The sequence below is a fragment of the Idiomarina xiamenensis 10-D-4 genome, from assembly GCF_000299895.1.
Lineage (GTDB): Bacteria > Pseudomonadota > Gammaproteobacteria > Enterobacterales > Alteromonadaceae > Idiomarina > Idiomarina xiamenensis.
In genome coordinates, this window is record NZ_AMRG01000012.1 from 1 (window position 1) to 21376 (window position 21376).

The 21376-nt window shown below is 49.2% G+C and carries 23 protein-coding genes and 1 tRNA gene; 6 read left to right on the forward strand and 18 right to left on the reverse strand.

Annotation, left to right across the window (positions count from 1 at the left end; all coding sequences use genetic code 11):
* From A10D4_RS09650 to A10D4_RS09715, 14 genes are all read right to left on the reverse strand, one after another.
* A partial coding sequence (locus tag A10D4_RS09650; protein ID WP_040502850.1) for a flagellin N-terminal helical domain-containing protein occupies positions 1-883 on the reverse strand: 883 nt, incomplete at its 3' end.
* Between the two features lie 218 nt (positions 884-1101).
* Positions 1102-2337: a flagellar hook-associated protein FlgL gene (flgL, locus tag A10D4_RS09655; RefSeq protein ID WP_008489245.1), complete on the reverse strand. Its 1236-nt coding sequence runs from the start codon at positions 2335-2337 to the stop codon at positions 1102-1104.
* Positions 2338-2339: 2 nt separating this feature from the next.
* Positions 2340-4427, reverse strand: coding sequence for a flagellar hook-associated protein FlgK (flgK, locus tag A10D4_RS09660; RefSeq protein WP_008489246.1), 2088 nt, complete (start codon positions 4425-4427; stop codon positions 2340-2342).
* Positions 4428-4504: 77 nt separating this feature from the next.
* The gene (flgJ, locus tag A10D4_RS09665) at positions 4505-5560 is read right to left on the reverse strand and encodes a flagellar assembly peptidoglycan hydrolase FlgJ (protein ID WP_008489247.1); all 1056 of its coding nucleotides are present in this window, start codon (positions 5558-5560) and stop codon (positions 4505-4507) included.
* A gap of 2 nt (positions 5561-5562) precedes the next feature.
* Positions 5563-6663 carry a flagellar basal body P-ring protein FlgI gene (locus tag A10D4_RS09670; protein ID WP_008489249.1) on the reverse strand — a complete coding sequence of 367 codons (1101 nt, stop codon included), beginning with the start codon at positions 6661-6663 and terminating at the stop codon, positions 5563-5565.
* A 29-nt stretch (positions 6664-6692) separates the two neighbouring features.
* Positions 6693-7391, reverse strand: a complete 699-nt coding sequence (gene flgH, locus A10D4_RS09675) for a flagellar basal body L-ring protein FlgH (RefSeq protein ID WP_008489250.1) — start codon at positions 7389-7391, stop codon at positions 6693-6695.
* Between the two features lie 8 nt (positions 7392-7399).
* Entirely contained in the window at positions 7400-8188 is a 789-nt protein-coding gene (flgG, locus tag A10D4_RS09680) for a flagellar basal-body rod protein FlgG (protein WP_008489251.1), read from the reverse strand.
* Positions 8189-8214: 26 nt separating this feature from the next.
* The gene (gene flgF / locus A10D4_RS09685) at positions 8215-8958 is read right to left on the reverse strand and encodes a flagellar basal-body rod protein FlgF (RefSeq protein WP_008489252.1); all 744 of its coding nucleotides are present in this window, start codon (positions 8956-8958) and stop codon (positions 8215-8217) included.
* 168 nt (positions 8959-9126) lie between these two features.
* Positions 9127-10491, reverse strand: a complete 1365-nt coding sequence (gene flgE, locus A10D4_RS09690) for a flagellar hook protein FlgE (RefSeq protein ID WP_008489253.1) — start codon at positions 10489-10491, stop codon at positions 9127-9129.
* A gap of 48 nt (positions 10492-10539) precedes the next feature.
* Positions 10540-11223, reverse strand: a complete 684-nt coding sequence (gene flgD / locus A10D4_RS09695; protein ID WP_008489254.1) for a flagellar hook assembly protein FlgD — start codon at positions 11221-11223, stop codon at positions 10540-10542.
* 15 nt (positions 11224-11238) lie between these two features.
* The gene (gene flgC / locus A10D4_RS09700) at positions 11239-11682 is read right to left on the reverse strand and encodes a flagellar basal body rod protein FlgC (RefSeq protein WP_008489255.1); all 444 of its coding nucleotides are present in this window, start codon (positions 11680-11682) and stop codon (positions 11239-11241) included.
* Positions 11683-11684: 2 nt separating this feature from the next.
* Positions 11685-12089 (reverse strand): flagellar basal body rod protein FlgB, encoded by a 405-nt coding sequence (flgB, locus tag A10D4_RS09705; protein ID WP_008489256.1) that lies wholly within the window; start codon positions 12087-12089, stop codon positions 11685-11687.
* An 89-nt stretch (positions 12090-12178) separates the two neighbouring features.
* A complete protein-coding gene (locus A10D4_RS09710; RefSeq protein ID WP_008489257.1) occupies positions 12179-13009 on the reverse strand; it encodes a CheR family methyltransferase in 831 nt (276 codons plus the stop codon).
* A gap of 21 nt (positions 13010-13030) precedes the next feature.
* Complete coding sequence (locus A10D4_RS09715; RefSeq protein ID WP_008489259.1) at positions 13031-13960, reverse strand: chemotaxis protein; 930 nt, start codon at positions 13958-13960, stop codon at positions 13031-13033.
* 176 nt (positions 13961-14136) lie between these two features.
* On the opposite strand from A10D4_RS09715, the gene flgA reads away from it, so the two are divergent.
* The 6 genes from flgA (at position 14137) to A10D4_RS09745 (ending at position 17844) form a co-directional block, all read left to right on the forward strand.
* On the forward strand, positions 14137-14877 hold the full coding sequence (gene flgA, locus A10D4_RS09720) for a flagellar basal body P-ring formation chaperone FlgA (protein ID WP_008489260.1): 741 nt from the start codon (positions 14137-14139) through the stop codon (positions 14875-14877).
* A 128-nt stretch (positions 14878-15005) separates the two neighbouring features.
* Entirely contained in the window at positions 15006-15335 is a 330-nt protein-coding gene (flgM, locus tag A10D4_RS09725) for a flagellar biosynthesis anti-sigma factor FlgM (RefSeq protein ID WP_008489261.1), read from the forward strand.
* Positions 15335-15739 carry a flagellar export chaperone FlgN gene (gene flgN, locus A10D4_RS09730; protein ID WP_008489262.1) on the forward strand — a complete coding sequence of 135 codons (405 nt, stop codon included), beginning with the start codon at positions 15335-15337 and terminating at the stop codon, positions 15737-15739. The genes flgM and flgN overlap by 1 nt, the downstream gene beginning before the upstream one ends.
* A 62-nt stretch (positions 15740-15801) precedes the next feature.
* Positions 15802-16290, forward strand: a complete 489-nt coding sequence (locus A10D4_RS09735) for an LPP20 family lipoprotein (RefSeq protein ID WP_008489263.1) — start codon at positions 15802-15804, stop codon at positions 16288-16290.
* A 207-nt stretch (positions 16291-16497) separates the two neighbouring features.
* A complete protein-coding gene (locus A10D4_RS09740) occupies positions 16498-17667 on the forward strand; it encodes a flagella assembly protein FlgT (RefSeq protein ID WP_008489264.1) in 1170 nt (389 codons plus the stop codon).
* A 100-nt stretch (positions 17668-17767) separates the two neighbouring features.
* Positions 17768-17844 (forward strand) — tRNA-Arg (locus A10D4_RS09745).
* A gap of 40 nt (positions 17845-17884) precedes the next feature.
* Here the strand turns inward: A10D4_RS09745 and A10D4_RS09750 are convergent.
* From A10D4_RS09750 to A10D4_RS09765, 4 genes are all read right to left on the reverse strand, one after another.
* On the reverse strand, positions 17885-18637 hold the full coding sequence (locus tag A10D4_RS09750) for an RIO1 family regulatory kinase/ATPase domain-containing protein (RefSeq protein ID WP_008489265.1): 753 nt from the start codon (positions 18635-18637) through the stop codon (positions 17885-17887).
* 76 nt (positions 18638-18713) lie between these two features.
* Positions 18714-19175 (reverse strand): MarR family winged helix-turn-helix transcriptional regulator, encoded by a 462-nt coding sequence (locus tag A10D4_RS09755; RefSeq protein WP_008489266.1) that lies wholly within the window; start codon positions 19173-19175, stop codon positions 18714-18716.
* A 75-nt stretch (positions 19176-19250) separates the two neighbouring features.
* The gene (locus tag A10D4_RS09760) at positions 19251-19634 is read right to left on the reverse strand and encodes a diacylglycerol kinase (RefSeq protein WP_008489268.1); all 384 of its coding nucleotides are present in this window, start codon (positions 19632-19634) and stop codon (positions 19251-19253) included.
* A gap of 39 nt (positions 19635-19673) precedes the next feature.
* Complete coding sequence (locus tag A10D4_RS09765; RefSeq protein WP_008489269.1) at positions 19674-21302, reverse strand: phosphoethanolamine transferase; 1629 nt, start codon at positions 21300-21302, stop codon at positions 19674-19676.
* Between the last annotated feature and the right edge of the window lie 74 nt (positions 21303-21376).

The window sequence follows — 21376 nt, forward strand, 5'->3', positions numbered from 1 at the left end:
TACTGGCTTGTTGCAGGATCTGCGCCTGAGTCAACTTAGCGGTTTCCGCGGCAAAGTCGGCGTCTTTAATACGCGAGTTGGCTGCTTCTAAGTTTTCCGCGACGTTCGACTGGTTACGGATAGTCGACTGGAAGCGGTTTTGCACGGCACCCAGCTCGGCACGCTTTTTATCAACCACGGCAATCAGTGAGTCCATACCCGCCAATACCGCTTGCGCATTGTCCTGTGTCGATACCGAGATAGTACTCGCGACATAACGACCAGCGAATGTTAACGCACCCGAAGCCGTGCCCGCCAAGCCGCTCAAGGTATTACCGGTCACACCTGAGGCGACGCTAGCGATGCCTGATAAGGTAAAACCGCCATCGGTCGCTACCGAGTTAGTGGTCGCACCAACTGTCGCCATACTAAAGCTGATGGTTTGGTTAGCGTCAGCACCGACCTGGAAGCTGGCTTCATAAGTACCATCTAACAAGTTCTGACCACCGAAAGTGGTGTCAGAGGCGATGCGGTTAACTTCTTCCATCATCACGCGGATTTCTTCTTGGATCGCTAAGCGGTCTTCATCGGTGTTAGAACCGTTAGCCGCTTGTTGTGCCAAGGTACGAACACGTTGGAAAGTATTGGTGATTTCGTCTAACGCACCCTCAGCGGTTTGCGCCAAAGAAATACCGTCGTTAGCGTTACGGTTACCTTGGTTCAAACCCATCACCTGAGAAGAAACCCGGTTAGAAATTTGCAGGCCAGCAGCATCATCAGCCGCGCTGTTAATGCGGAAACCTGATGATAAACGTTGAAACGCCTGATCTAATTTGTTGCCTGAGCCCATTAATTGACGCTGTGCATTTAATGAACTGACGTTGGTGTTTACGTATAAAGCCATGTTGCTGACCTCCAAACAAGTAATCGTAGCTTGAGACTTGAGCAAACCCAGCTCAAGCGCTGACATCGTTAATGTCTCTTGATTACGTTATCGGATAGCGAAGCGGAAGCTTTAGACGTTTTTTAAACTTTTTTGAGGGCTTTTCCGTCGCCCTAGGAGAGTTTTACAGAAAGCCCGTCAACGCAATGCTGACGGGCATTTAACCGCACATAAATCGCTTATAAATAGTCGAATAGTGACAAGCTAGTAACGCGAGTAAAGGTCGCTTGAATACTTTGCAGGCTAGTTTCGGTTTGGATCAGGCGTGAAATACCCTCCGCCATGTCCAAGCCAGCAACGCTTTCGATGGTTTCCTTATCGGCAATATCCTGTTCGCCTAAGGCATCCTTAACCGACTGCGCTAGGTTCATTCGCGAACCAATTTTTGAGCGGTTACCGTCAATACTATCCATGGCATTCTCGGCATGTACGTCAAAGTCGACGTTAGCCTGCTGACGCTCGGTTAGCGTTGAGGTTTGCGACAACATTTGCTGCGATAAATTACGCAAACTGGTTAAAATGTTGCCTTTAGGCTGTTGGAACGAAAACTCCACCGTACTACCAACGGCATTATCGAGGGTGATAGCAGCACCATTAAAGTCTATAGCTTCACCATCGGTATAATTACCCGTTTGAATAACGGTACCGTTTTGGCTAATTTCATAGGTATCCGGTGCTCCCGCTATCACGCTGATTTCGAAGTCATTGCTGCCGTCATTCGCGGCACGATAATTACTCGCGTAAAAACTATCGAAGGCTTGCTGGTCGGTGATTTCCACCCGGGTAACGTCGGCGGTACCGGCACTGACTTGTGGTGGGGTAATATTGGCCCGCCGTTCGGCGCTTTCAAAAATCGCTGCACCGCTACTCGATACCTGCAAACTCAGGCTATTAGAAACCTGTAACTCACGATGGCCAGAGTCGCCGTTGTAGCTGTAGGAACCAAATGGAAACTCGGCACTTGCAGGCTCTAACCCAACCGGCTTTTGGTCCCCCTGAAAGCCCGAGAACAAATAATTACCAAATTCATCTTTGGTATTCATCAGGTCCAGGATTTCCTGCTCAATACCGGCCAGTTCGGTGCCGACGGCCACCCGATCTTCATACGCTAAAGCGCCGTTACCCGCTTGTACCGACAGCGTTTGAGCACGTTGTAACGCTTTAGTAATGCCATCTAACACCGACTCTTGTCGCGATAAGCTGTTGGCAACCTTATCGGTATTTTCCATGTACTGTGCATTCAGTGCGACGCGCTCGTTCAGCCGCAACACCGTAGCGGCACCGGCAGGATCATCACCCGGTGTTAAAATGCGGGTTTGTTCCTGCAACATATTTTCATCACGCACTAGCTTCGCTTGCGTATTCAATAAGCGCTGCAAGTTGTTGTTAAAAATCTGATTGGTACTGACTCGCATAACTAACGTGCCGCCTGTAATAAGGTGTCAAAAATGGTTCGCGCCGATGCGATAATTTGCGCCGACGCCGCATAAGCTTGCTGATACTGTAGCAAGTTCGCCGCTTCTTCGTCACGGCTCACGCCCGATACCGATTCGCGCCAATTGGTTGACTGCTGCAACAGATTGCCAGAGGCCTCGGCGTTAACCCGCGCCCGAGAAGTTTTTTGCCCAACGAGGCTAACTAAATCTGAATAGGCTGCGGTAAAGCTTTTACCGTTACCATCACCGGCGGCAACAGTACCGCTGCGACGCACGGTGGGGTCGGTCTGTAACTGCGCGAGAGCCAGCCCGTTTTTGTTATCAGAAAAGCCATTAGTATTATAGCCAATAGTAAATTCGTCACCGGCATTGGGCCGCCCGCCGATGTTAAAGTCGTAGCCTGGATCGGTAGCAATCACACCCGGCACTGCTTGCGAAACGATATTATCCAAATCGTCAGTGACGAAGGTACCTAAATCGGTGCCATCTTGCTGATAGACGCGGATAGTGTATTCGCCAGTAGTGTCATCATAAGCATCAATCACAAAACGTCCCGGCGCATTAGCGTCGAAACCATCCGCAGTCGGGTTGATAGCGCTAGTAGCCGGATCGGTATTGGTCATCAGCAAGCCATCGATGACACCACCACCGGTGTTATTACTATTGGCTTCACCGCGAACCGGCGAGGCATAGGCTAAATCCTCAGGACGGATGTCTAACAAAGTGATTTTAGCCGTCGCTTCTTTAGCTGGACGCAACACAAAGCTATCGCCGTCGGCATAGTTAGCCGCCGCATCGCTCAAATCTAGCGTGACGCCAAAATCATCACCAAAATCTACCGCGCCATCAGGCAAGGTGGTGGTTTGCGTGGCGCTAGCGATAGGGTTACCCGCTGCATCTTTGCGAGCATAGCTACCATCAGCATTGAGCAGATAAATATTAACGTTGTACTCGTTTGGATTACCGGTAGCCTCAAGCTCAACGCGTAGGTCCTGCTCCACCACATTTGCTGCCTGACCATCGTTAATCGAATAGTTGAGTGTGCCGGTACCATTATTACTTTCGTAGTCGTAACCGCTAAACTCAAACGCACTAAAATCAAAAATATCACCACCGATTTCGCCGTCTAAATCCATGCCCAAACGATTTTGTTGGTTCATGCTATCGGCCATCGCAATCATGATCTGGCCAAGTTTGGCTTGTGATGGTTCAAGCACTTCATCGCGAAACGCCAATAAACCACCCAACTTGCCGCCTAAACGGCCATTGTCCGGTGACATCACCAATTCTCTACCGCCCGGCGCGGTGAGCTTTAATTTTAACTGGTTGAGTTGGTTAACCGGGTTGCCATCGGTGGAAAACACATTAAACGCACCGCCTTTCATCACTAGCGCTTCGCCAGTTTGGGTATAAACCAACGACTCGCCCGACTCCGATTGCACCACGTTGACACCCATCAATTCGGATAGCTGACGAATCTTTTCTTCGCGTTGGTCTAGTAAAGTCAGCGGCTCTTCACCGGCACCGGTATTAGATTTTGAGGCGATAGCTTTGTTCAGGTCGGCGATACCCTCAATCAAGCTATTGGCTTGTTCAGAGTAAATCTTCAATTGCTCGTTGATCGACTGAGTTTGATCCAGCACTAAACTGGATAACGTCGAGGCTCGGTCAACCACACCGCCAAGTTCCGATAGCACCAGATCACGATTAGATTCTGAAGTCGGGTTATTAATCGATTCCTGCAGCTGGTTAAAAAACGAACTCAAGGCTGTCGATAAGCTATTCGCGTTCTCGCTCAGGAGGCGGTCAATGACATTCGCTTGCTCCAAATAGGTACTGTCATAAGACGCATTGGAGGTATCACGCAAAACCATTTTACGAGCGAATTCGTTAGTGATGCGCACCGTCTCGACACGCCCGACACCACCTTGCAACTGGGTAAAAATGTCGTTGCGCTGGCGGGTGTAGCCCGGCGTATTGATATTGGCAATGTTATTACTGGTAGTCAGCAAGTTCTTGCTCTGCGCAAGCAATCCCGACACACCTACTTGAAATAAATCGCTCGACATACGGTCGCCCTTTATCCTTTACTCACCCTGTTATCGGCAGCCATGCGGCAATATTTAGCCGCTTTTGGTCTGTCGTCCTATAACCCTTTAACGGCACTATCATTAACCCTATCGGTAACCCCATCATTAACCGTGTTTTGCAACCACTGGCTTTGCATTAAGCGCTGCAGCTTATTGGCATACGCCGGGTCGGTCGCGTAGCCGGCTTGTTGCAAAGCCTGCGCAAATTGTTGCGGATCAGCGGCTACCGCTAATGCTTGCTGATAACGCGGTTGCTGCTGCAAAAACTCAGCGTAGTCATGAAAACTGTCGGCAATCGAATCATAAGCGCGGAACGCCGCTTTTTCGCGTTTAGCCACCTGGCCGTCATATTCCAGCGTGCTGATATGTGATTTATCACCTTGCCAACGGGTATCGGCTTTAATGTTAAAGAGGTTATTACTGCTGCCGCCCTTCTCACCGGGAATGATACGCTTGCCCCAGCCCGTCTCCAGTGCCGCTTGAGCCACCATCACCAGTGCTGATAAACCGGTTTTCTCGGCCACTTTTCGCGCATAAGGCATGAGCGTGTCGACAAACTCCTGAGGCGACTCAAAACGCTGAGTTCCTTCAGCGGTATGGGCCTGATTGACGCGCTGACTACCATAATAATAACCAGCCGGCACACCACCCGTATCGCTTACCGGCGGCGTCACCAGCGGCTCGGATTGGGTTGCCGCATGCTGCTCAAATTGCTGTTTAGCTTGCGCGCGAGCTGACACCAAATCGCCGTCGTTACGTAACAATGAAGCCGGCGTAAACCCCTCAGCGCCACCCAATTGCTGAACGATCAAATCGGATAAGCCCAGACTACCGGTACGCGATAACTCAGCACTGAGTTGTTGGTCGTACATATCGCGATACATGCCACCATAACGGCTGTGCAAAGGGTTATCTTGTTCGAATACGGCGTTGGCATCGCGCATACTTTTCAGCAACATGCCCATAAATATCGACTCGAATTGCTGCGCCGCCTCGCGCAATGCCCCTTGTTCATTGCGTAAGCCACGCTGACGCAGGCCATCCAAGCTTTGCGTGTCTAACGCCAACTGTGCCTGTTGCAATTGCTGCCAATTAGCGCCTGCGCGGTCCATGGTTAAATCACCACCAACTCACCGGTGATGGCACCAGCTTGCTTTAATGCTTCAAGAATAGCGATAACATCTGAGGGTGCAGCACCAATTTGATTAATCGCACGCACCAAGTCATTCAAAGTGACGCCCGGGTCAAACACGAAAGCGCGCGCATCGTCTTGTTGGACGTCGACAATCGACTGCGGGGTGACTACGGTTTCACCATCGCCAAACGGGTTCGGCTGACTAACATTGACATTCTCGGCAATGGTCACCTGCATGTTACCGTGGGCAACGGCGGCAGGCCGTAATTCGACATTCTGGCCGATAACCACGGTACCGGAGCGGCTATTAATAATAATTTTAGCGGCGCCGTCGGCCTCCTCGACACGCAGGTTTTCCAGCGTTGATAAATAACTGACGCGTTGGCCGCTATCGCGTGGCGCCATGACCCGTACCGAAGCAGCATCTAAAGCCGTGGCCGTGCCCTGTCCTACCAGTTCGTTAATGGTCCCCGCCAAGCGTTTGGCGGTGGTGAAGTCGGGCTTATGTAGGTTAAAGGTCAAGTAGTCGTTGGCGGTGAACGAGGTTTTCACTTCGCGTTCAACCGTAGCACCGCCTGGAATGCGACCTACTGTCGGAGTATTGACGACGATACGTGAGCCATCGGCCCCCTCAGCACCTAAGCCACCGACCACCAAGCTACCTTGTGCCACGGCATAAATTTCGCCATTAACGCCGCGTAAAAAGGTTTGTAACAAGGTGCCGCCGGTTAAACCATTGGCGCTACCCACCGACGATACGGTGACGTCAATCAATTGTCCGGGTTTAGCGAAGGCCGGTAAATCGGCATGCACGGCCACCGCTGCCACGTTTTTAATTTTCGGACGCTCATTGGCGGGGATATTGATACCAAAGTTGCGCAGCATGGTACGGAAGGTTTGGTCGGTAAACGGCGTTTGTTCACCCGTGCCCGGCAAACCCACCACTAGCCCATAACCGATCAATTGGTTAGAGCGAATGCCAGCAACCGAAGCGATATCTTTGATCCGCGCAGCCAACACTGGCTGCGCGGTAAAGCTACATATCACCCACACCAGAATACTTCGTTGCCAGACTCTCATGCGTTAATCTCCCAAACCATCATAGCCACCTAAAACGGCCACCAACTACTGTTAAAAAAGCGCGTTAACCAGCCCGGCTCTTGCACCTGTGCGAGCGCACCGGTGCCACTGTATTCAATGCGCGCGTTGGCTACCCGAGTCGACGGAATGACGTTATCAGACGAAATATCTTGCGGCCGGATTATGCCCGTTAAACGCAAAAACTCGTCGCCGGTATTCAGCTTCATCCACTTCTCGCCGCGCACAATCAAGTTACCGTTAGGCATCACCCGGATCACCGATACGGTAATGTCACCCACTAACCGATTACTCTGGTCAGCGCCACCATCGCCCTGAAACTGGCGATCTCCGCTTAAGCTTGCCGATAACGGGTTACCGCCAATCGTGATAGGGCGACCAAAGGCCGTCGGTGCCGCTAACTCGGCACTACTACTTTTGCTGGTATTAGTCGCTGCCGATTTAGATGCGGTGGTTTGCTCTTGCAAACGCACGGTAATGATGTCGCCCAAACGCCGTGCCTTAATATCCGAGTATAACTCGTCGGCATACCGCGTCTGGAACAAGGAACCATCGGCAATCACCGGCTCGACCCGCTGTTCCGGCTGTACCGGCGCATAAAACGGGTCATCCGGCATGGGTTGGTGCGGACTACTAGCGCACGCGGTCAACAGCAGACTCAAGGTCAGCAGTGCCAGACGTGAGGTTAATGAAGACAGTTGCCGAGTCATAATCTCACCTATAACTGCTGGCTAATGTAGCCCAGCATTTGGTCGACGCTAGAAATGACTTTCGAGTTCATTTCGTAAGCACGTTGACTCTCAATCAAGTTCACCAGCTCCTCGGTTACATTAACGTTCGAGGTTTCTAACGAACCCTGGATAGTGGTTCCCATACCATCGACACCCGGCACCGCCTCCAGCGGAGCACCGCTGACGGCCGTTTCACGATAAAGATTCTGGCCAATCGGCTCTAGGCCCGATGGATTGATAAAATCAGCGAGGTTGATCTGACCGACCACCACATTATCGGCATTACCGGGTTGTTTAACCGAGACTTCACCCTCTTGCGAAATCGAAATCGCGGTCGCATCTTCCGGCACTACAATCGCGGGTTCAAGCGGGAATCCTGCACCCGGCGTGACCATGCGGCCTTCTTCATCAAGCGTAAATTGGCCGTTTCGGCTATACGATAACGTGCCGTCTGGCATCAAAATCTGGAAAAAACCTTTGCCGTTGATCATGATATCCAGCGAGTTATCGGTGCTCTGCACATTGCCTTGGCTAAAGTTCTTTTGCGTGGCAACCACTTTGGTACCGGCGCCCAACATCAAACCATTGGGTAACTCGGTATCTTGTGAAGACTGACCGCCCGGTTGGTTGATGTTCTGGTACAACAAATCTTCAAAAATCGCCCGGCTCTTTTTAAAGCCAATAGTACTGGCATTCGCCAAGTTATTAGAAATCACCGAAATATCGCGTTGCTGTGCGTCTAGACCGGTTTTACTTATCCATAATGCGGGGTTCATAATCTTTCTCCCAGACTTAAATAGGTTTAACCGACGCGCATCAGCGATTCTGAGCGCTGAGCGTTTTCTTCGGCGGTTTTCATGACTTTAACGTTCATATCAAACTGACGTTGTAAGGCAATTAAATGCGTCATTTCTTCGACGGCATTGACGTTACTCATCTCTAACGCGCCGCTTTCTAGTTGCACATTGGCCGACGCCAATGCTTGATCGCCGGTTTTCAGACTAAACAAACCGTCCTCACCTTTTTCCATATTGCCGTTAGGCGGATTGACGAGTTTGATGCGGTCTACGATTTCAACAGCGTTAGCCGGGGCGCCTTGCGGCCGAATCACGATTGAGCCGTCATTACCTACCTCAACTTTGGCTACCGGTATCGGCAGAAAGATAGGGCCAGCGTCACCGACAACGGGCTGTCCGCTAGAGGTCTGCAACATGCCCTCACTGGACAGTTGTAGGTTGCCATTGCGGGTATAACGCTCGGCACCATTAGCGTCTAAAACGCTGATCCAGCCTTGCCCTTTAATGGCAACATCCAGATCACGTCCGGTGGTACTCAGCGCGCCGCTGGCAAAATTTTGACCAGGTCGCTCGGTTAACGAGAACACCCGCGTCGGTAAACCGTCACCAAAAGCCTGCATTGACCGTGCTTGCTGCAAGTCAGCTTTAAAGCCTGTGGTTTTGGCATTGGCCAGGTTGTTCGCCCGCAGCGCCACGCCAGTCATGTTTTCTTTGGCGCCGCTCATGGCGACATACAACATTTTGTCCATACCGATCCTCCAGCCAGAATTTTGTCGGTGAAACGTCTATAGCAGAGTTATACAAGATATGTGCCAAACCACTCGATTTGGGTGCAGAAGACGATTAAATCTGAACCAACAAAAAGCCCGCCGAAGCGGGCTTGAATCATCACAGTAAAAGCGGCAAGCGCTTGCCGTTTAGCGGATCTGTAAGACAGTCTGCTGCAGCGTACTGTTCACTTCTAACGAGCGTGAATTAGCTTGGAAATTACGCTGTGCCGAAATCAAATCAACCAACTCTTGGGTCAAGTTGACGTTCGCATTTTCTAGCGCCGACGCTTCAATCGCACCGTAAGTACCGGTGTTAGGTTCACCAGCCAACGGTTCACCCGATGAAATGCTTTGTCGCCAAGCAGTATTACCCACTTGTGTTAAGCCCTGCTCGTTTGCAAAACGTACCAACGCCACCTGACCTAGATATTGCACATCACCGTTCGAATAGGTCGCAGCCACTAAACCCGACGAGTCAATCTCAACGTTGGTTAAACGCCCTACCGTGGTACCGTCCTGATCCAACGACTCTTGTGTGAAATCGTCAGCAAACTGTGACGGCACTTGCGTACCCGTTTGATCTTGGAAGTTCAGATTAATGGTCTGAGTATTGTCGGCACCGTTAGTTAAATAGGGGTCGCCGTTCGGGTCGGTACCGCTGAGGTCTAATTGCACCGGCGGGAACGATACATCAGGTGGGGTAATGTTAGGCGTACCATCGGCATTAAAGGTAATGCGAGTACTCGTTGCACCAGCCGCTGAGGTAGCACCCGCTTGCGCACCGCCAGTCAGGTCCATGTCGATTTCTTTACCGTCAAAAGTACCGTAGATATCCCAAGTATTTGGACCACGTTTAACGTAATAAGTGGTCACCACATGCGATTCACCTAACGAATCATAAACCGTTGCCGAGGTCGAATTACTGTATGAAGATGCGGTCGCCGGATCAAAGTTAGACGCTGGCGGTGTCGCACCATCGTCTGGAATTGAGGTCAAGCGGGCATCGACGTTAAAGGTGGTGTAGATATTACTAGTGGCTTGCGGCGCACCGGCAGTATCTGGGATTCGAATCGGCTGCGTAGTGGCCAAACTGGTTGACGAGGTATTACCACTATTGCGATCGACTTGATAGCCCTGCAAATAATTACCCTGATTATCGGTGATAAAGCTGTCTTTGTTCAGCTTAAAAGCACCAGCACGGGTATAACTGAAGTCACGCGAACCTAAGTTATCGCTGGTAACAAAAAAGCCGTTACCGCTAATCGCCATATCCAACGAGTTGTTGGTAAAGCTTAGGGTACCTTGACTAAACTGCTGGGCAACCTGCGACGTTAACACACCATCACCCACTTTAGTTTTGCCGGAGTTAAAAATACTGGTTGCATAGACGTCGGCAAATTCTGCGCGCGACTCTTTAAAACCCGTAGTTTTTACGTTGGCAATATTGTTAGCTGTCACGTCTAAGTCTTTCTGTGAAGCCGCTAAACCGCTCAAAGCAATATTAAATGACATAAGTCACCTCATTTATTCAGGCTACCCGACAAACGGGTAACTGCGTCATTAACTAATTTCGGAAATATCGCTTAACGCGACACCGCCTAACCCTTTCAGATTCAAAATGATGCCTTGCTGACTACCCATGCTGACACTGGCCACTTTAGCGCCCATTTGAATCGGTAATTCTTCGTTACTGTCACCAATGCGAGCGTTAGCGGAAATGGTGTATTTGCCTTCCGGCAATAATTCGCCGCTTTCATCTTTGCCGTCCCAGGTGAAGTCTTTTACACCTTTTGGTAAATCACCAAGCTGAATGGTGCGTACCACGGCACCCTTCTCGTCTTTAATGGTTAATTTAGCGTTGCTAGCATCTAACGGTGCAGCAATCATGCCAGATGCTTGTGCACCCTCTTCCAAATAAACGTCACCAGACGGGATCATGACATTACGTCCAACCAGGGTAGATGCCTGCAAAGCTTGGTTAGACGCCATACTCTGCGCAAACTCGTCAAACTTTTGCGACATGTTGGTGATGCCTTCGGCCATACTAAAGCTGGTCATCTGTGCGATCATTTGATCGTTATCAACCGGCTTAGTGGGGTCTTGCATATTCAACTGCTGTGTTAACAACTGGAAAAAATCTTCCTGTTCTAACTGTTGTTGACCGGTCGCATCTTTAGGTTGGGTGCGAGTTTCTTCGTCCCAACGATACTTATCCAGTATCGAGTTGTTATTAACCGTAGTCACCGTTTAGTCTCCCGCTTAACTGCCCTGGCCCATGCGAATTAAACGCATGACCATGGACTTGGCTGTGTCGGCTACTTGCACATTGGATTGATAAGAACGTGATGCCGAAATCATGTCTGCCATTTCTTCCATGACGTTAACGTTAGGCCGATAAATATAGCCCTCGGCGTCCGCCATCGGGTGATTAGGCGCGTATTCAACTTGCAATGGCTTTTGGTCCTCGACCACTCCCATTACGCGTACGCCTGCGCTTTGTCCCAGCTGGCTTTGGCTACCATTATATTTAGCGTTGGCCTGCTCTAATGCCGTCGCAAATACCGGATGCCGGGCACGATAAGTTTCATCGACGCTACTACTCACCGAATTGGCGTTCGCCAAATTACTGGCGGTGGTGTTCAAACGAACCGACTGGGCGCTCATGGCCGAGCCACTCACGTCAAAAATCTTAAATAAACTCATAGTTAACCTCCGGACGATCCCAGTGCTTTTTTGACGCCACTGATGCGACCATCAAGAAAATTCATGGTCATTTGGTATTCCAGTGCATTTTGCATATACAAGTTTTGTTCCAACTGCGCATCGACGGTATTACCATCACCGGTATCGGGTTGCGTGGGAACGCGAAACTGTTCGCTGCCTTGCGGTTTTATTTCGACGGCAAAATGCTTTTCGTGGGTGCGGCTCAGGTGATAGCTTTGCTGACCTCGCTGCGCCTGTTGTAAGGCTTGCTGAAAGTCTAAGCCTTTCGCTTTAAAGCCGGGGGTATCGGCATTCGCTAAGTTGTTGGCAATCATTTCTGCACGCTGAGTGCGCACCCCAAGGGTGTATTGATGAATGCCCAACAACTTATCCATGGTGATTGCCATAAATTTGTCTCCACAATGCAATTGCAGAGAAATCATGCAAAACCAATGCCAAGGTTGGTCAATAAACTAGCAAATGATGAAAGGAATCATTATTTCTTGCGATAGATAATGCCAGGACTGCAACGGATCATCTCGAAGTCTTCGCTTAAACCAGAAATTGACTCTGATGCACCAAGAAATAAATAACCACGTGGGTTCAGTACTTGCCGGAACTGGGCCAAAATTTTCCGCTTTACGTCAGGGGCAAAGTAAATCAGTACGTTACGGCAAAAAACAATATCGAATTTACCCAATAACGCGTAGCTATCTAGCAGGTTCAAATGGCGAAATTGTACCAGCCGCTTAACGTCGGTCTTGATGGCCATGTGGCCGTTATCGCGAGCCTCAAAAAAGCGTTGCCGACGTTCTTGTGATAAGCCTCGTCCCAACGACAAGTTGTCGTATTCAGCAACGCGGCATTGCTCTAATACTTTATTAGAAATATCGGTACCAACGATTTGAATACCGCCAGGTAAGTGCCCCGGATTCTTCAGCTTGTACTCCAAATAAGTCATCGCTATCGAGTAAGGCTCTTGCCCACTGGAGCTGGCTGCTGACCATATTTTTAACGGCGTACGCTGGTCTTTAAACTCGGGAAACATCCGTTGCGTCAATAATTCGAACGGGTAGCTATCTCGAAACCATAGGGTCTCGTTAGTCGTCATGGCGTCAATCACGGCCGAACGCAGGGCGCGCTCAGAGAACTCCATTGACCGCTTGACCAACTCCGACAGTGATTTGATGTCAAACTTCGCCATCAGTGGCGTCAGTCGACTTTTCACCAGATACAGTTTACTCTCACCCAGCACAATACCGCACTGGCGTTCCAAAAACTCTCGGAAAGTATGATATTCCGCTGGGGCTAACTCTCGTTCAGTCACAGTAATGCTGCTACGTCCTGTTTAAGCAATATCGTTCAGCCATTTTTTCACGGCTGACGCTAGTTCGTCCGGATGAAATTTAGCAATAAAGTCATCGGCACCGACTTTTTTAACCATTGCCTGATTAAAAACACCGCTTAACGAGGTGTGTAAGATCACGTGTAGTTTACTCAAACGTGGGTCGGCTTTCACCTCTGCCGTTAAGGTATAGCCATCCATCACCGGCATTTCAACGTCTGATACCATGACTGGCACGAGACTATGCACCGACCCATCCAATTCGTCAGCTTTCTGACGCAACCAGTCTAATGCCTCTTTGCCATTTTTCATCAATTCCATTTTGATGCCTAACGGCTCTAATGCACGCTTGATCTGATTACGAGCAACCGCCGAGTCGTCGGCGATCAATAAGGTAATCGCTTCTTTATCGATAGTCACCGGTTGATTAGCAACTTCTTCGCTGATATCGGTACTCAGCGGCGTGATGTCGGCTAAAATGCGTTCGACATCGATAATTTCAACCAACTCTTTCTCAATTTCGGTAACCGCTGTCAAATAACTGTCACGCCCCGTGCCTTTTGGCGGCGGCATGATGTTTTCCCAGTTAATATTGATAATGCGCTCGACGCCGTGTACCAGAAAGCCCTGCACCGTACGGTTGTACTCAGCGATAATAATGAAGCGATTGTTAATATCGTCAATCGGCGGACCACCAATTGCCATACTTAAATCGATGACCGAAATAGGTTGGCCACGAATATGTGCAACACCACGCACCACACGATTGCGCTTCGGCATCGCCGTTAACCGCGGGCACTGCAACACTTCGCGCACTTTAAAGACGTTAATGCCGAACCGTTGGCGACCGCTGAGGCGAAACATCAACAGCTCTAGGCGGTTTTGTCCAACCAGCTGTGTGCGTTGATTAACCGAATCCAGAACACCTGGCATAACTGACTCCCGCGCTTGCATCACTTGACGGCACACTCTTTGCATCATTCCGCATTAAACGGTTAAGACAGCGCTGAAAGCGTGTTCAAGTGTCGATGAATTGACACAATTTCTATTGTTATAACGCTTTTTTCGGCATTAGCCCAGCGAACATTAGCATTATTTAGGTGAATATTATGACAGTAAAATCGATGGCTCAAATGCTTATTTGTTTAATAAGTCTGAATTTTCTTGCGCCAGCGCAGGCAAACGCGCAAGCCGATGCCCCCTCGATGAAGAATGCTGATGGCAATTTCCGTTATGACCATAAGGCTTTGCAGCAAATCGCCGAACAATTTATTCGGCAACAAGTCAGCGCCCCAGAAAATGGCGAAGTGCGCATTGAAGCTAGTGCCCTAGACCCACGTTTAGTGCCTAAAGTCTGCCAACAATCCGCCGATATTAGTCTGGCTAATAATGCGCGTTTAGACCGTTACACCACGGTAGAAATTCGCTGTGAGCTGCCGACACAGTGGCGTGCCTATGTGCCAGTGCGTATTTTTATGATGGCGCCGGTGGTGGTCGCAGCTCAGCCGCTGACGCCCGGCACGCTGTTAAACGCCAGTGATTTGAGTATCGCAATGGTCGATACGCAAGCCATACGAGCGGGCTTGTATCACGACATTGAATCGTTGGTCGGTGCGCGCGTCAAACGCCGTATTAGTGCACAAGAGCCAATTAAAGCGTCGTCGACCTGTCTTGTTTGCGAGGGCGAACGCGTTACAATAGTGGCTGGACAAAAAGGTATGCGCATTACCGCGACGGGCATCGCGTTAGCGGATGGCCTACAAGGCGAGTCGGTGGTCGTTAGAAACCAGCGTTCGAACCGTGAGGTACACGCAACCGTTGCCGGACTGAACGAAGTCACGGTAGAATAACTGATTACAAATCAATCGATTGCTTACTTTTTCAGCATTTTTAGCGTTTTTTCACAAAAACCGCTAAAGTTTTATAGCCTATGGGCCGATAGAAAGCTGCAATACCTTTATTTTGGCGGGAAATAAACATGAGTATCAATGTGAATAATAACGGCGTGAAGAACACCGCCGTGGACAGTAAGCAAAGCGACACACAGTTACGTGCACGCTCGGAAAATACAGCACAAGCGCAAGCCAGCAATCCAGCGCCGGCTAAAGATGCCGTTTCGATCACACCGCAGGCACAACAATTGAACCAGTTACAACGTAAAGCGGCGAACAGCAGCGGCGTCGACCAAGAGAAAGTCAATAGCATCAAAGCGGCCATCGAAAATGGCTCGTATAAAGTGGATGTTGAGCGTTTAGCGGCCAAATTAGCGCAATTTGAAAGCGACTTTTTTGGTACTGAGGACGCTTAATGAGCGAAACAGCGCCAAAACTTAGCGTCTTACTGCAGCAATTAGCGCAGCAGTTAGTCGATCTTGACGCTGTGCAACAACAAGAATTACAGGCTATCGCCAATCGCTCACACCGCCATGTAGCCGAATTGGCCGCCGCCAAACAGCAACTGCTGGACGCAATTCAAAGCACCGACCAGCAGTTAGCCGCTCACCCCGATAAGCAGCAATTAAACGACGATACAGAATTGCGTCAACAACGCCAGCATATCGAACAGTTACTGCAAGACTGCCAACAACGCAACGATGTTAATGAGCGCATGGTCGCCTCGACCTTGAACGACATCGAGCAATTACGCCAAGCGATCTTAACTTCGGTAAAAAGTGACCAAGTGACCTATAACCAAAAAGGCAAAATTCGCTAAAGATTTTGCTGTTAACGCCGTTAATAAATTAACTCAGTTTTTGGCGTTACAGGTGACTTCGCATGAGCAAATCACGTTTTTTCAATCATTCCGTCGGTAAGTGCGTCAGCAGCCTACTGCTGGCATTTTCGTTGAGCGCTTGCAGCGTGGTTTACGACCAACAATATGTGGAGTGGGAAACGGTTAAGCCGAAACAGTTCCCAGTGCTGTCTGCGGTCGGCTATGCACCGATTGCGAAGCAGCCTGGAGCCAGTAACGAAGAGCAAATGCTGGCCGCCATGCGCGCGTCAAAACTCGCGGCCTATCGCGAACTTGCCGAACAAGTGTATGGACAACGCATTAGCGGCAACAGTGCCGTAGCCGATTGGGCTTTGCAAAGCGACAGTTACCAAACCTCGGTCGATGGTGTTATCCGCGGTGCTGAAGTAGTACGCACCTATAGCGCTGGCGAATTTTATGCCACCGAATTACGGCTCGACTTCGAGCGCGTACATAACCTCTATCAAAGCATTAACCGCCCGCAACGCGTGAAAAATGTGGTGTACTATTAAGTAGTGTACGACTCAGTGGAGTACGACTACTAATAGGTAACCCAGAGTAGTGGGTTTCAGCATACCGCGAAACACTGGCTCGATTCTGCAGTGGGCAGCACATCAACCGCGTCCGTATGGCGCGGTTTTTGCATTGTTTATCGCCAGTAAACCCATTAGCCTCAACAACGACGGCTTTCTGACGACTTAAGCAACTGGGATGATGCCATGCGAGTAGTGACTCTAGCGTTTTTTATTAGCTTAGCGGCCATCGGCCTGCCAGCTCAAGCACGTTGGATAGAGGCTCAGGGGCAGGCTCCGATCATTAACGGTAACGTCAGTGACGCGCGCGCCAAAGCGATAGAAAACGCCATTCAGCAAAGCTTAATGGCCGCTGGTGGTGAGGTATCCAGTGTGCAACAGATTGTCGATGGCGTACTGCAAAATACGCAAGTGCAATGGCGCGGCCAAGGCAATGTCGATCAGGTCGATATTGTTAGCGAAGAAGTCCGCGATAACCGCATTTATATCACTGTACGGGCCGATATATGGCAACGCGATAAGCAATGTCAGGCGAGTGAATATCGTAAGAGCGTAACCGTTGCGCCATTCGAACTGGCGCGCCGCGAGCAAGCTAATTACGGCGATATCTATGCCATCGGCGAAGTTGCAGCAGAGCGCTTTGCGCGGGATTTGTCCTCGGGTAATAGTCACTTATTGGTGAAGCATACCTTGCAACGACCGGTGGGGTTAGACGAAGCATTACAACAGCTGAGTCTGCAACAACTGGGAGAAATCGCCCGTCGAGTCGGCGAACATAACGATAGCCAATACGTCATCACCGCTATTTTTGACGACTTATCGGTTGCGAGCGAACGTGGTTGGCTATCCACTTGGAGTAATCCGCAACGTCACTTCGCCCTCACCTTCTACTTACTGGATGCCTACAGCGGCGAAACCATCACGCGAGCCCGTATTAGCGAAAATGCCGAGTGGACCTATGCCCGTAACGCGAAAGTTGACGTTGCTGCCGATCAGTTTTGGCGCGAGCCATTCGGTGCGGTGCTGGCGCAGAACATGCAGGACGTGGTACAGGGTTTTGACGCTAAGCTGCGCTGCCAGGAAACCCGTGGCCGCATTGTGCAAGTCGATGCGCAAACTATTCAAATCAATATTGGTCGCGTTAACGGCGTGAAAACCGGCGATCAATTAAAAGTGGTGCAAGAGGCCAACTTTATCGATCAGCAAGGCCACTATCGTCAAAAGTGGCACGTCAGTGACTATACTGCCGTGGTGCAGCAAGTTAACGATACAACTGCGGTAGCCACCATCGGTAATGCCGGTTTCTTGGGCAACGTGCAAATCGACGATTGGGTCGTGCCGGTCATCAAACGCTAACTCAACGCGTAAAAATCCACCAAACAGTCTTAAAGACTTAACGCTTTAATCGTTAAGTTATGACAACGCCCGCATTTTTTACTATTATCGACTGCCCTCAGCCCCCGTAGCTCAGCTGGATAGAGCAGCCCCCTCCTAAGGGGCAGGTCGCAGGTTCGACTCCTGCCGGGGGCGCCAGTATTGAAACGCCAAACGGATAAGCGGGCAAGTTAGCGTGTTATAGAAAACGCTCGAAAATATTTCGAAGAAAATCGGAATGTAAGCCCTGCGCGATGATGCCAGTTGCCCAAGTATAAGCACGTTGCATCGGATAGCCACGGAATATCCAGCGCTTTCTGACATGATTGAAACGTTTTAAATAGGTTTCTTTACTGGGTGGCAACGACTGTTCTGAAAGTTTGCTCCAGGCTTTATAGACCCCAGAAATATCAGAGCGACGCATAAAGCGCTGCAGCCACTTAGGAAAACGTGCATAACTCATCGACGACTGGAAATCTATTATGTACGGCTTACCATCGGCACTACATAGAATGTTACCTAAATTACGTAGATCTAAATGCACAACGCCGCGGCGATGCATAGCACTGACCATTCGTTCTAACTCAGAAAAAAAAGCTTTAGGTAATGACGCTTGCTGGTTCACCAGGGTTCGTAACGACTCGCCATCAATATAATCATAAGCTAGCGCTACCGGCGACAAACGGCAAAAGCGCGCCGCCACACCAGACACCCCAGCTAGACGACTTAAACCTTTATACTCTTGATTAACCGATAAACGAGCAAAACTGCGGCGAACCCACCACGGACTATGCTGAAAGTCTTTGATAATGAGATCGAACTGCTCATCGTGATAACGAAACACAATAGCATTAGCAAAACGACCTTTATGAACCACCGTCAGGTTCTCTGCACTGAACTGGTGCTGAGGAAACTGACTATTGAGTTGCTGCAATAATGTGGTTGTCGCCATGATAAACCAATGCCTGCCAATAAGTGCCTAGGCAACTATATTAGCAAACTTGGCTTCCTGTCGGCAATCACCGCACCTATTTTAAGTTATGAATAGCGCGGAATAATAGCTCTACAAACTGTTGTTGCTCGGTCTCGGTAAAGCCCGTCAGCGCTTGCTGATAAATCTGATTAACCATAGGTAAGATTTCTGGGTGAAGCTGTCGCCCTTTTGCGGTCAGATAAAGCAGAGTTGAGCGTCTATCTTGCACCGACTGCTGCTTGGTAACTAAGCCTTTGTCTTCAAGTCGAGAAAGTAATCGACTCATTGCTCCGCGATCATAAACCATGTGGTCACACAGTTCGGCCAAGGTTTTCACCTTGCCTCGCGCTAGCAGCACCACCACAATATACTGTGCAGCGGTTAAATCCATTGGTGCTAAAGCCGCATCAAGATGGCTTACCAAGCTCGAACGCAAATATGAAACTAAACGCCCTAAGTCTTGAACGGCATCGAGATCTTCAATACGACATTGCTGAAGTGTGGCAGCTTCTTTCATAATTCCTCATACATCAACTAACTCATTCAATTGTGTAGGTTTCACTGTAGCGTCGGTAAAAGCTTAACAATAGCATTACACAATAAAATTTTGATAAAGCACAGCTAGCCAGACTAAGCAAAGAATAAGAATAGTGATAAAAACGCCAGCAGAGGCTAGATCTTTTGCCAAACCGGAGAGCTGGTGGAGCTCTAAACCAATGCGGTCAATCGCTGCCTCAATCGCCGTGTTAGTGATTTCGGCAAACATAACAAGCAAAGTCGCACAAATAATAGCAAGCTGTTCATACAAGCTAAACCCCAGCAATGACACGATTACGACCGTAACAACGAGCAGCAACAACTCTTGTCTAAACGCCGATTCGTGCGATATCAGCCAACGTAACGCGCGAAACGAGTGGCCCATGGCACGCGCTAGGCGGATAAATCCTTTCGGTTTATTTAAGTTATCAAACTGCATGCTAGTCTCCGTGACATCAAGTACGTCATTAAGGCGCTGTTAAGCTTGCTGACAGACGCCTAAAAAATCTTGTTCAGGTTGGTAGGTACGGCTTTTCACACCAGTCATACCCAGCAACGTATCATACAAATTATCGTGTGATAGTGGCCGTGCTAGCTGTTTATCAATGCACTCACTATAGGCGCTATTCGTTAATTGTTTACTCCAATAGATCAAGGGCACATGAGTTTGTTGTGACGGCGCCAACTGATAAGGAAAGCCGTGTAGATATAAACCATTTTCACCCAACGATTCGCCATGATCAGAAAGGTAGAGCAGATTAACTTGCTGACGTTCGCTTTGCTGTAACAGTTCGATGATTTTACTCAGCACGTAATCGGTATAGACCAAGGTATTGTCGTAACTGTTCAGCAGTTGTTGTGCGGAACAGTTTTGAATGTCGCTACGCGGACAGTCAGGCATAAATTGCTGTTGCGCCTGCGGATAACGCCGATAATAAGTGGGTCCGTGGGAGCCGATTAAATGCAGTACAATTAACTGCGGTTGGTTAGCATCGGCACGACTTAACTGTTCACTTAGCGGTTTAAGCAGCACTTCGTCAAAACAAAACTCTCCGTCACATAGCGCTTGTTTTGCATCGGTATCGATGGTCATTTGCGCGACACGCTCACAAACACCTTTGCAGCTGCTATTGTTATCAAGCCACAGCACTTCGACGCCGGCTCGATGAATAATGTCTAAAACATTTTCTTGGCTCTGGGCAACGCGCGCGTTGTAGTCATCGTGCTTGAGTCGCGAGAACATGCACGGCACCGAGACAGCCGTGGCCGTACCGCAAGCACTCACCTGACTAAAATATTTAACCCCCAAAACACTGGTATAAGGATTAGTTACGCGACCATAACCACCCAAGGAGAAGTTCTCGGCACGAGCCGTTTCGCCCACTACTAAGACGGTCAAACGGTTATTGTTCGGATTGATTAACTGCGGCTGTCTATCCAATAACTTAAATGGCAGGGGAGGATAGAAGTATTGATCGCGCAGTTGCTTAAAGGCCGAAATATAAAACGAAAAAGGCGTAATATAGCGAGTTAACTCACGGTGATTACGCCCAGTTGCCGCATAGTTTTGATAAAAACTAGCGGCAATGGCAACGATAACGACCGCCATTCCAACGTTAATCACCACGAACTGCTTTACTCGCCGACGTAGCGGTTCTTTATGCTTATCACGAATCAACCACCAACCAGGCAAGACGCCGAATAACAACACGAACACAACTAACGATAGGCTAAAGTACGATGACGCCTCACCACTATTAGTTTCAAAAATATTTTGCAGCATGTTTTTATCAAACATAACGCCGTAATTGACACTGGCATACAGCAGAACACTGGACAGTACGACACTGACGAAAATCACCGGACGGATAAATATAACTAACGACAACCAACTCAATAACAACGCACTGAAAGCAAATAATAGTAACGGAACAGTTAACAGAAAAAGCACACTTTTTGCGCCTTGAACATCCACGACGGAATAGACTTTCATCAAAAAGAACGCGTTGCTAACCAGCGTTAAATATAAGGTCGCAAACAGTAATCGTTGTGAGTATGTTTGTGGTGTTTTAATCTTGCTCAACAAGCGAAAAAATAAGTGCTTCATAACGCCTCGACAAATAACAAAGTCGAGGCCAGATTACTATTCAAGTCTTAGGATCAGCTTAAGTTAAACTGAAA

What these genes read in the sequence shown, in the direction of transcription:
- flgL (WP_008489245.1), bottom strand. Translation starts at nt 2,337, where the DNA reads ATGCGAGTCAGTACCAATCAGATTTTTAACAACAACTTGCAGCGCTTA.
- flgK (WP_008489246.1), bottom strand. Translation starts at nt 4,427, where the DNA reads ATGTCGAGCGATTTATTTCAAGTAGGTGTGTCGGGATTGCTTGCGCAG.
- flgJ (WP_008489247.1), bottom strand. Translation starts at nt 5,560, where the DNA reads ATGGACCGCGCAGGCGCTAATTGGCAGCAATTGCAACAGGCACAGTTG.
- A10D4_RS09670 (WP_008489249.1), bottom strand. Translation starts at nt 6,663, where the DNA reads ATGAGAGTCTGGCAACGAAGTATTCTGGTGTGGGTGATATGTAGCTTT.
- flgH (WP_008489250.1), bottom strand. Translation starts at nt 7,391, where the DNA reads ATGACTCGGCAACTGTCTTCATTAACCTCACGTCTGGCACTGCTGACC.
- flgG (WP_008489251.1), bottom strand. Translation starts at nt 8,188, where the DNA reads ATGAACCCCGCATTATGGATAAGTAAAACCGGTCTAGACGCACAGCAA.
- flgF (WP_008489252.1), bottom strand. Translation starts at nt 8,958, where the DNA reads ATGGACAAAATGTTGTATGTCGCCATGAGCGGCGCCAAAGAAAACATG.
- flgE (WP_008489253.1), bottom strand. Translation starts at nt 10,491, where the DNA reads ATGTCATTTAATATTGCTTTGAGCGGTTTAGCGGCTTCACAGAAAGAC.
- flgC (WP_008489255.1), bottom strand. Translation starts at nt 11,682, where the DNA reads ATGAGTTTATTTAAGATTTTTGACGTGAGTGGCTCGGCCATGAGCGCC.
- flgB (WP_008489256.1), bottom strand. Translation starts at nt 12,089, where the DNA reads ATGGCAATCACCATGGATAAGTTGTTGGGCATTCATCAATACACCCTT.
- A10D4_RS09715 (WP_008489259.1), bottom strand. Translation starts at nt 13,960, where the DNA reads ATGCCAGGTGTTCTGGATTCGGTTAATCAACGCACACAGCTGGTTGGA.
- flgA (WP_008489260.1), top strand. Translation starts at nt 14,137, where the DNA reads ATGACAGTAAAATCGATGGCTCAAATGCTTATTTGTTTAATAAGTCTG.
- flgM (WP_008489261.1), top strand. Translation starts at nt 15,006, where the DNA reads ATGAGTATCAATGTGAATAATAACGGCGTGAAGAACACCGCCGTGGAC.
- flgN (WP_008489262.1), top strand. Translation starts at nt 15,335, where the DNA reads ATGAGCGAAACAGCGCCAAAACTTAGCGTCTTACTGCAGCAATTAGCG.
- A10D4_RS09735 (WP_008489263.1), top strand. Translation starts at nt 15,802, where the DNA reads ATGAGCAAATCACGTTTTTTCAATCATTCCGTCGGTAAGTGCGTCAGC.
- A10D4_RS09740 (WP_008489264.1), top strand. Translation starts at nt 16,498, where the DNA reads ATGCGAGTAGTGACTCTAGCGTTTTTTATTAGCTTAGCGGCCATCGGC.
- A10D4_RS09750 (WP_008489265.1), bottom strand. Translation starts at nt 18,637, where the DNA reads ATGGCGACAACCACATTATTGCAGCAACTCAATAGTCAGTTTCCTCAG.
- A10D4_RS09755 (WP_008489266.1), bottom strand. Translation starts at nt 19,175, where the DNA reads ATGAAAGAAGCTGCCACACTTCAGCAATGTCGTATTGAAGATCTCGAT.
- A10D4_RS09760 (WP_008489268.1), bottom strand. Translation starts at nt 19,634, where the DNA reads ATGCAGTTTGATAACTTAAATAAACCGAAAGGATTTATCCGCCTAGCG.
- A10D4_RS09765 (WP_008489269.1), bottom strand. Translation starts at nt 21,302, where the DNA reads ATGAAGCACTTATTTTTTCGCTTGTTGAGCAAGATTAAAACACCACAA.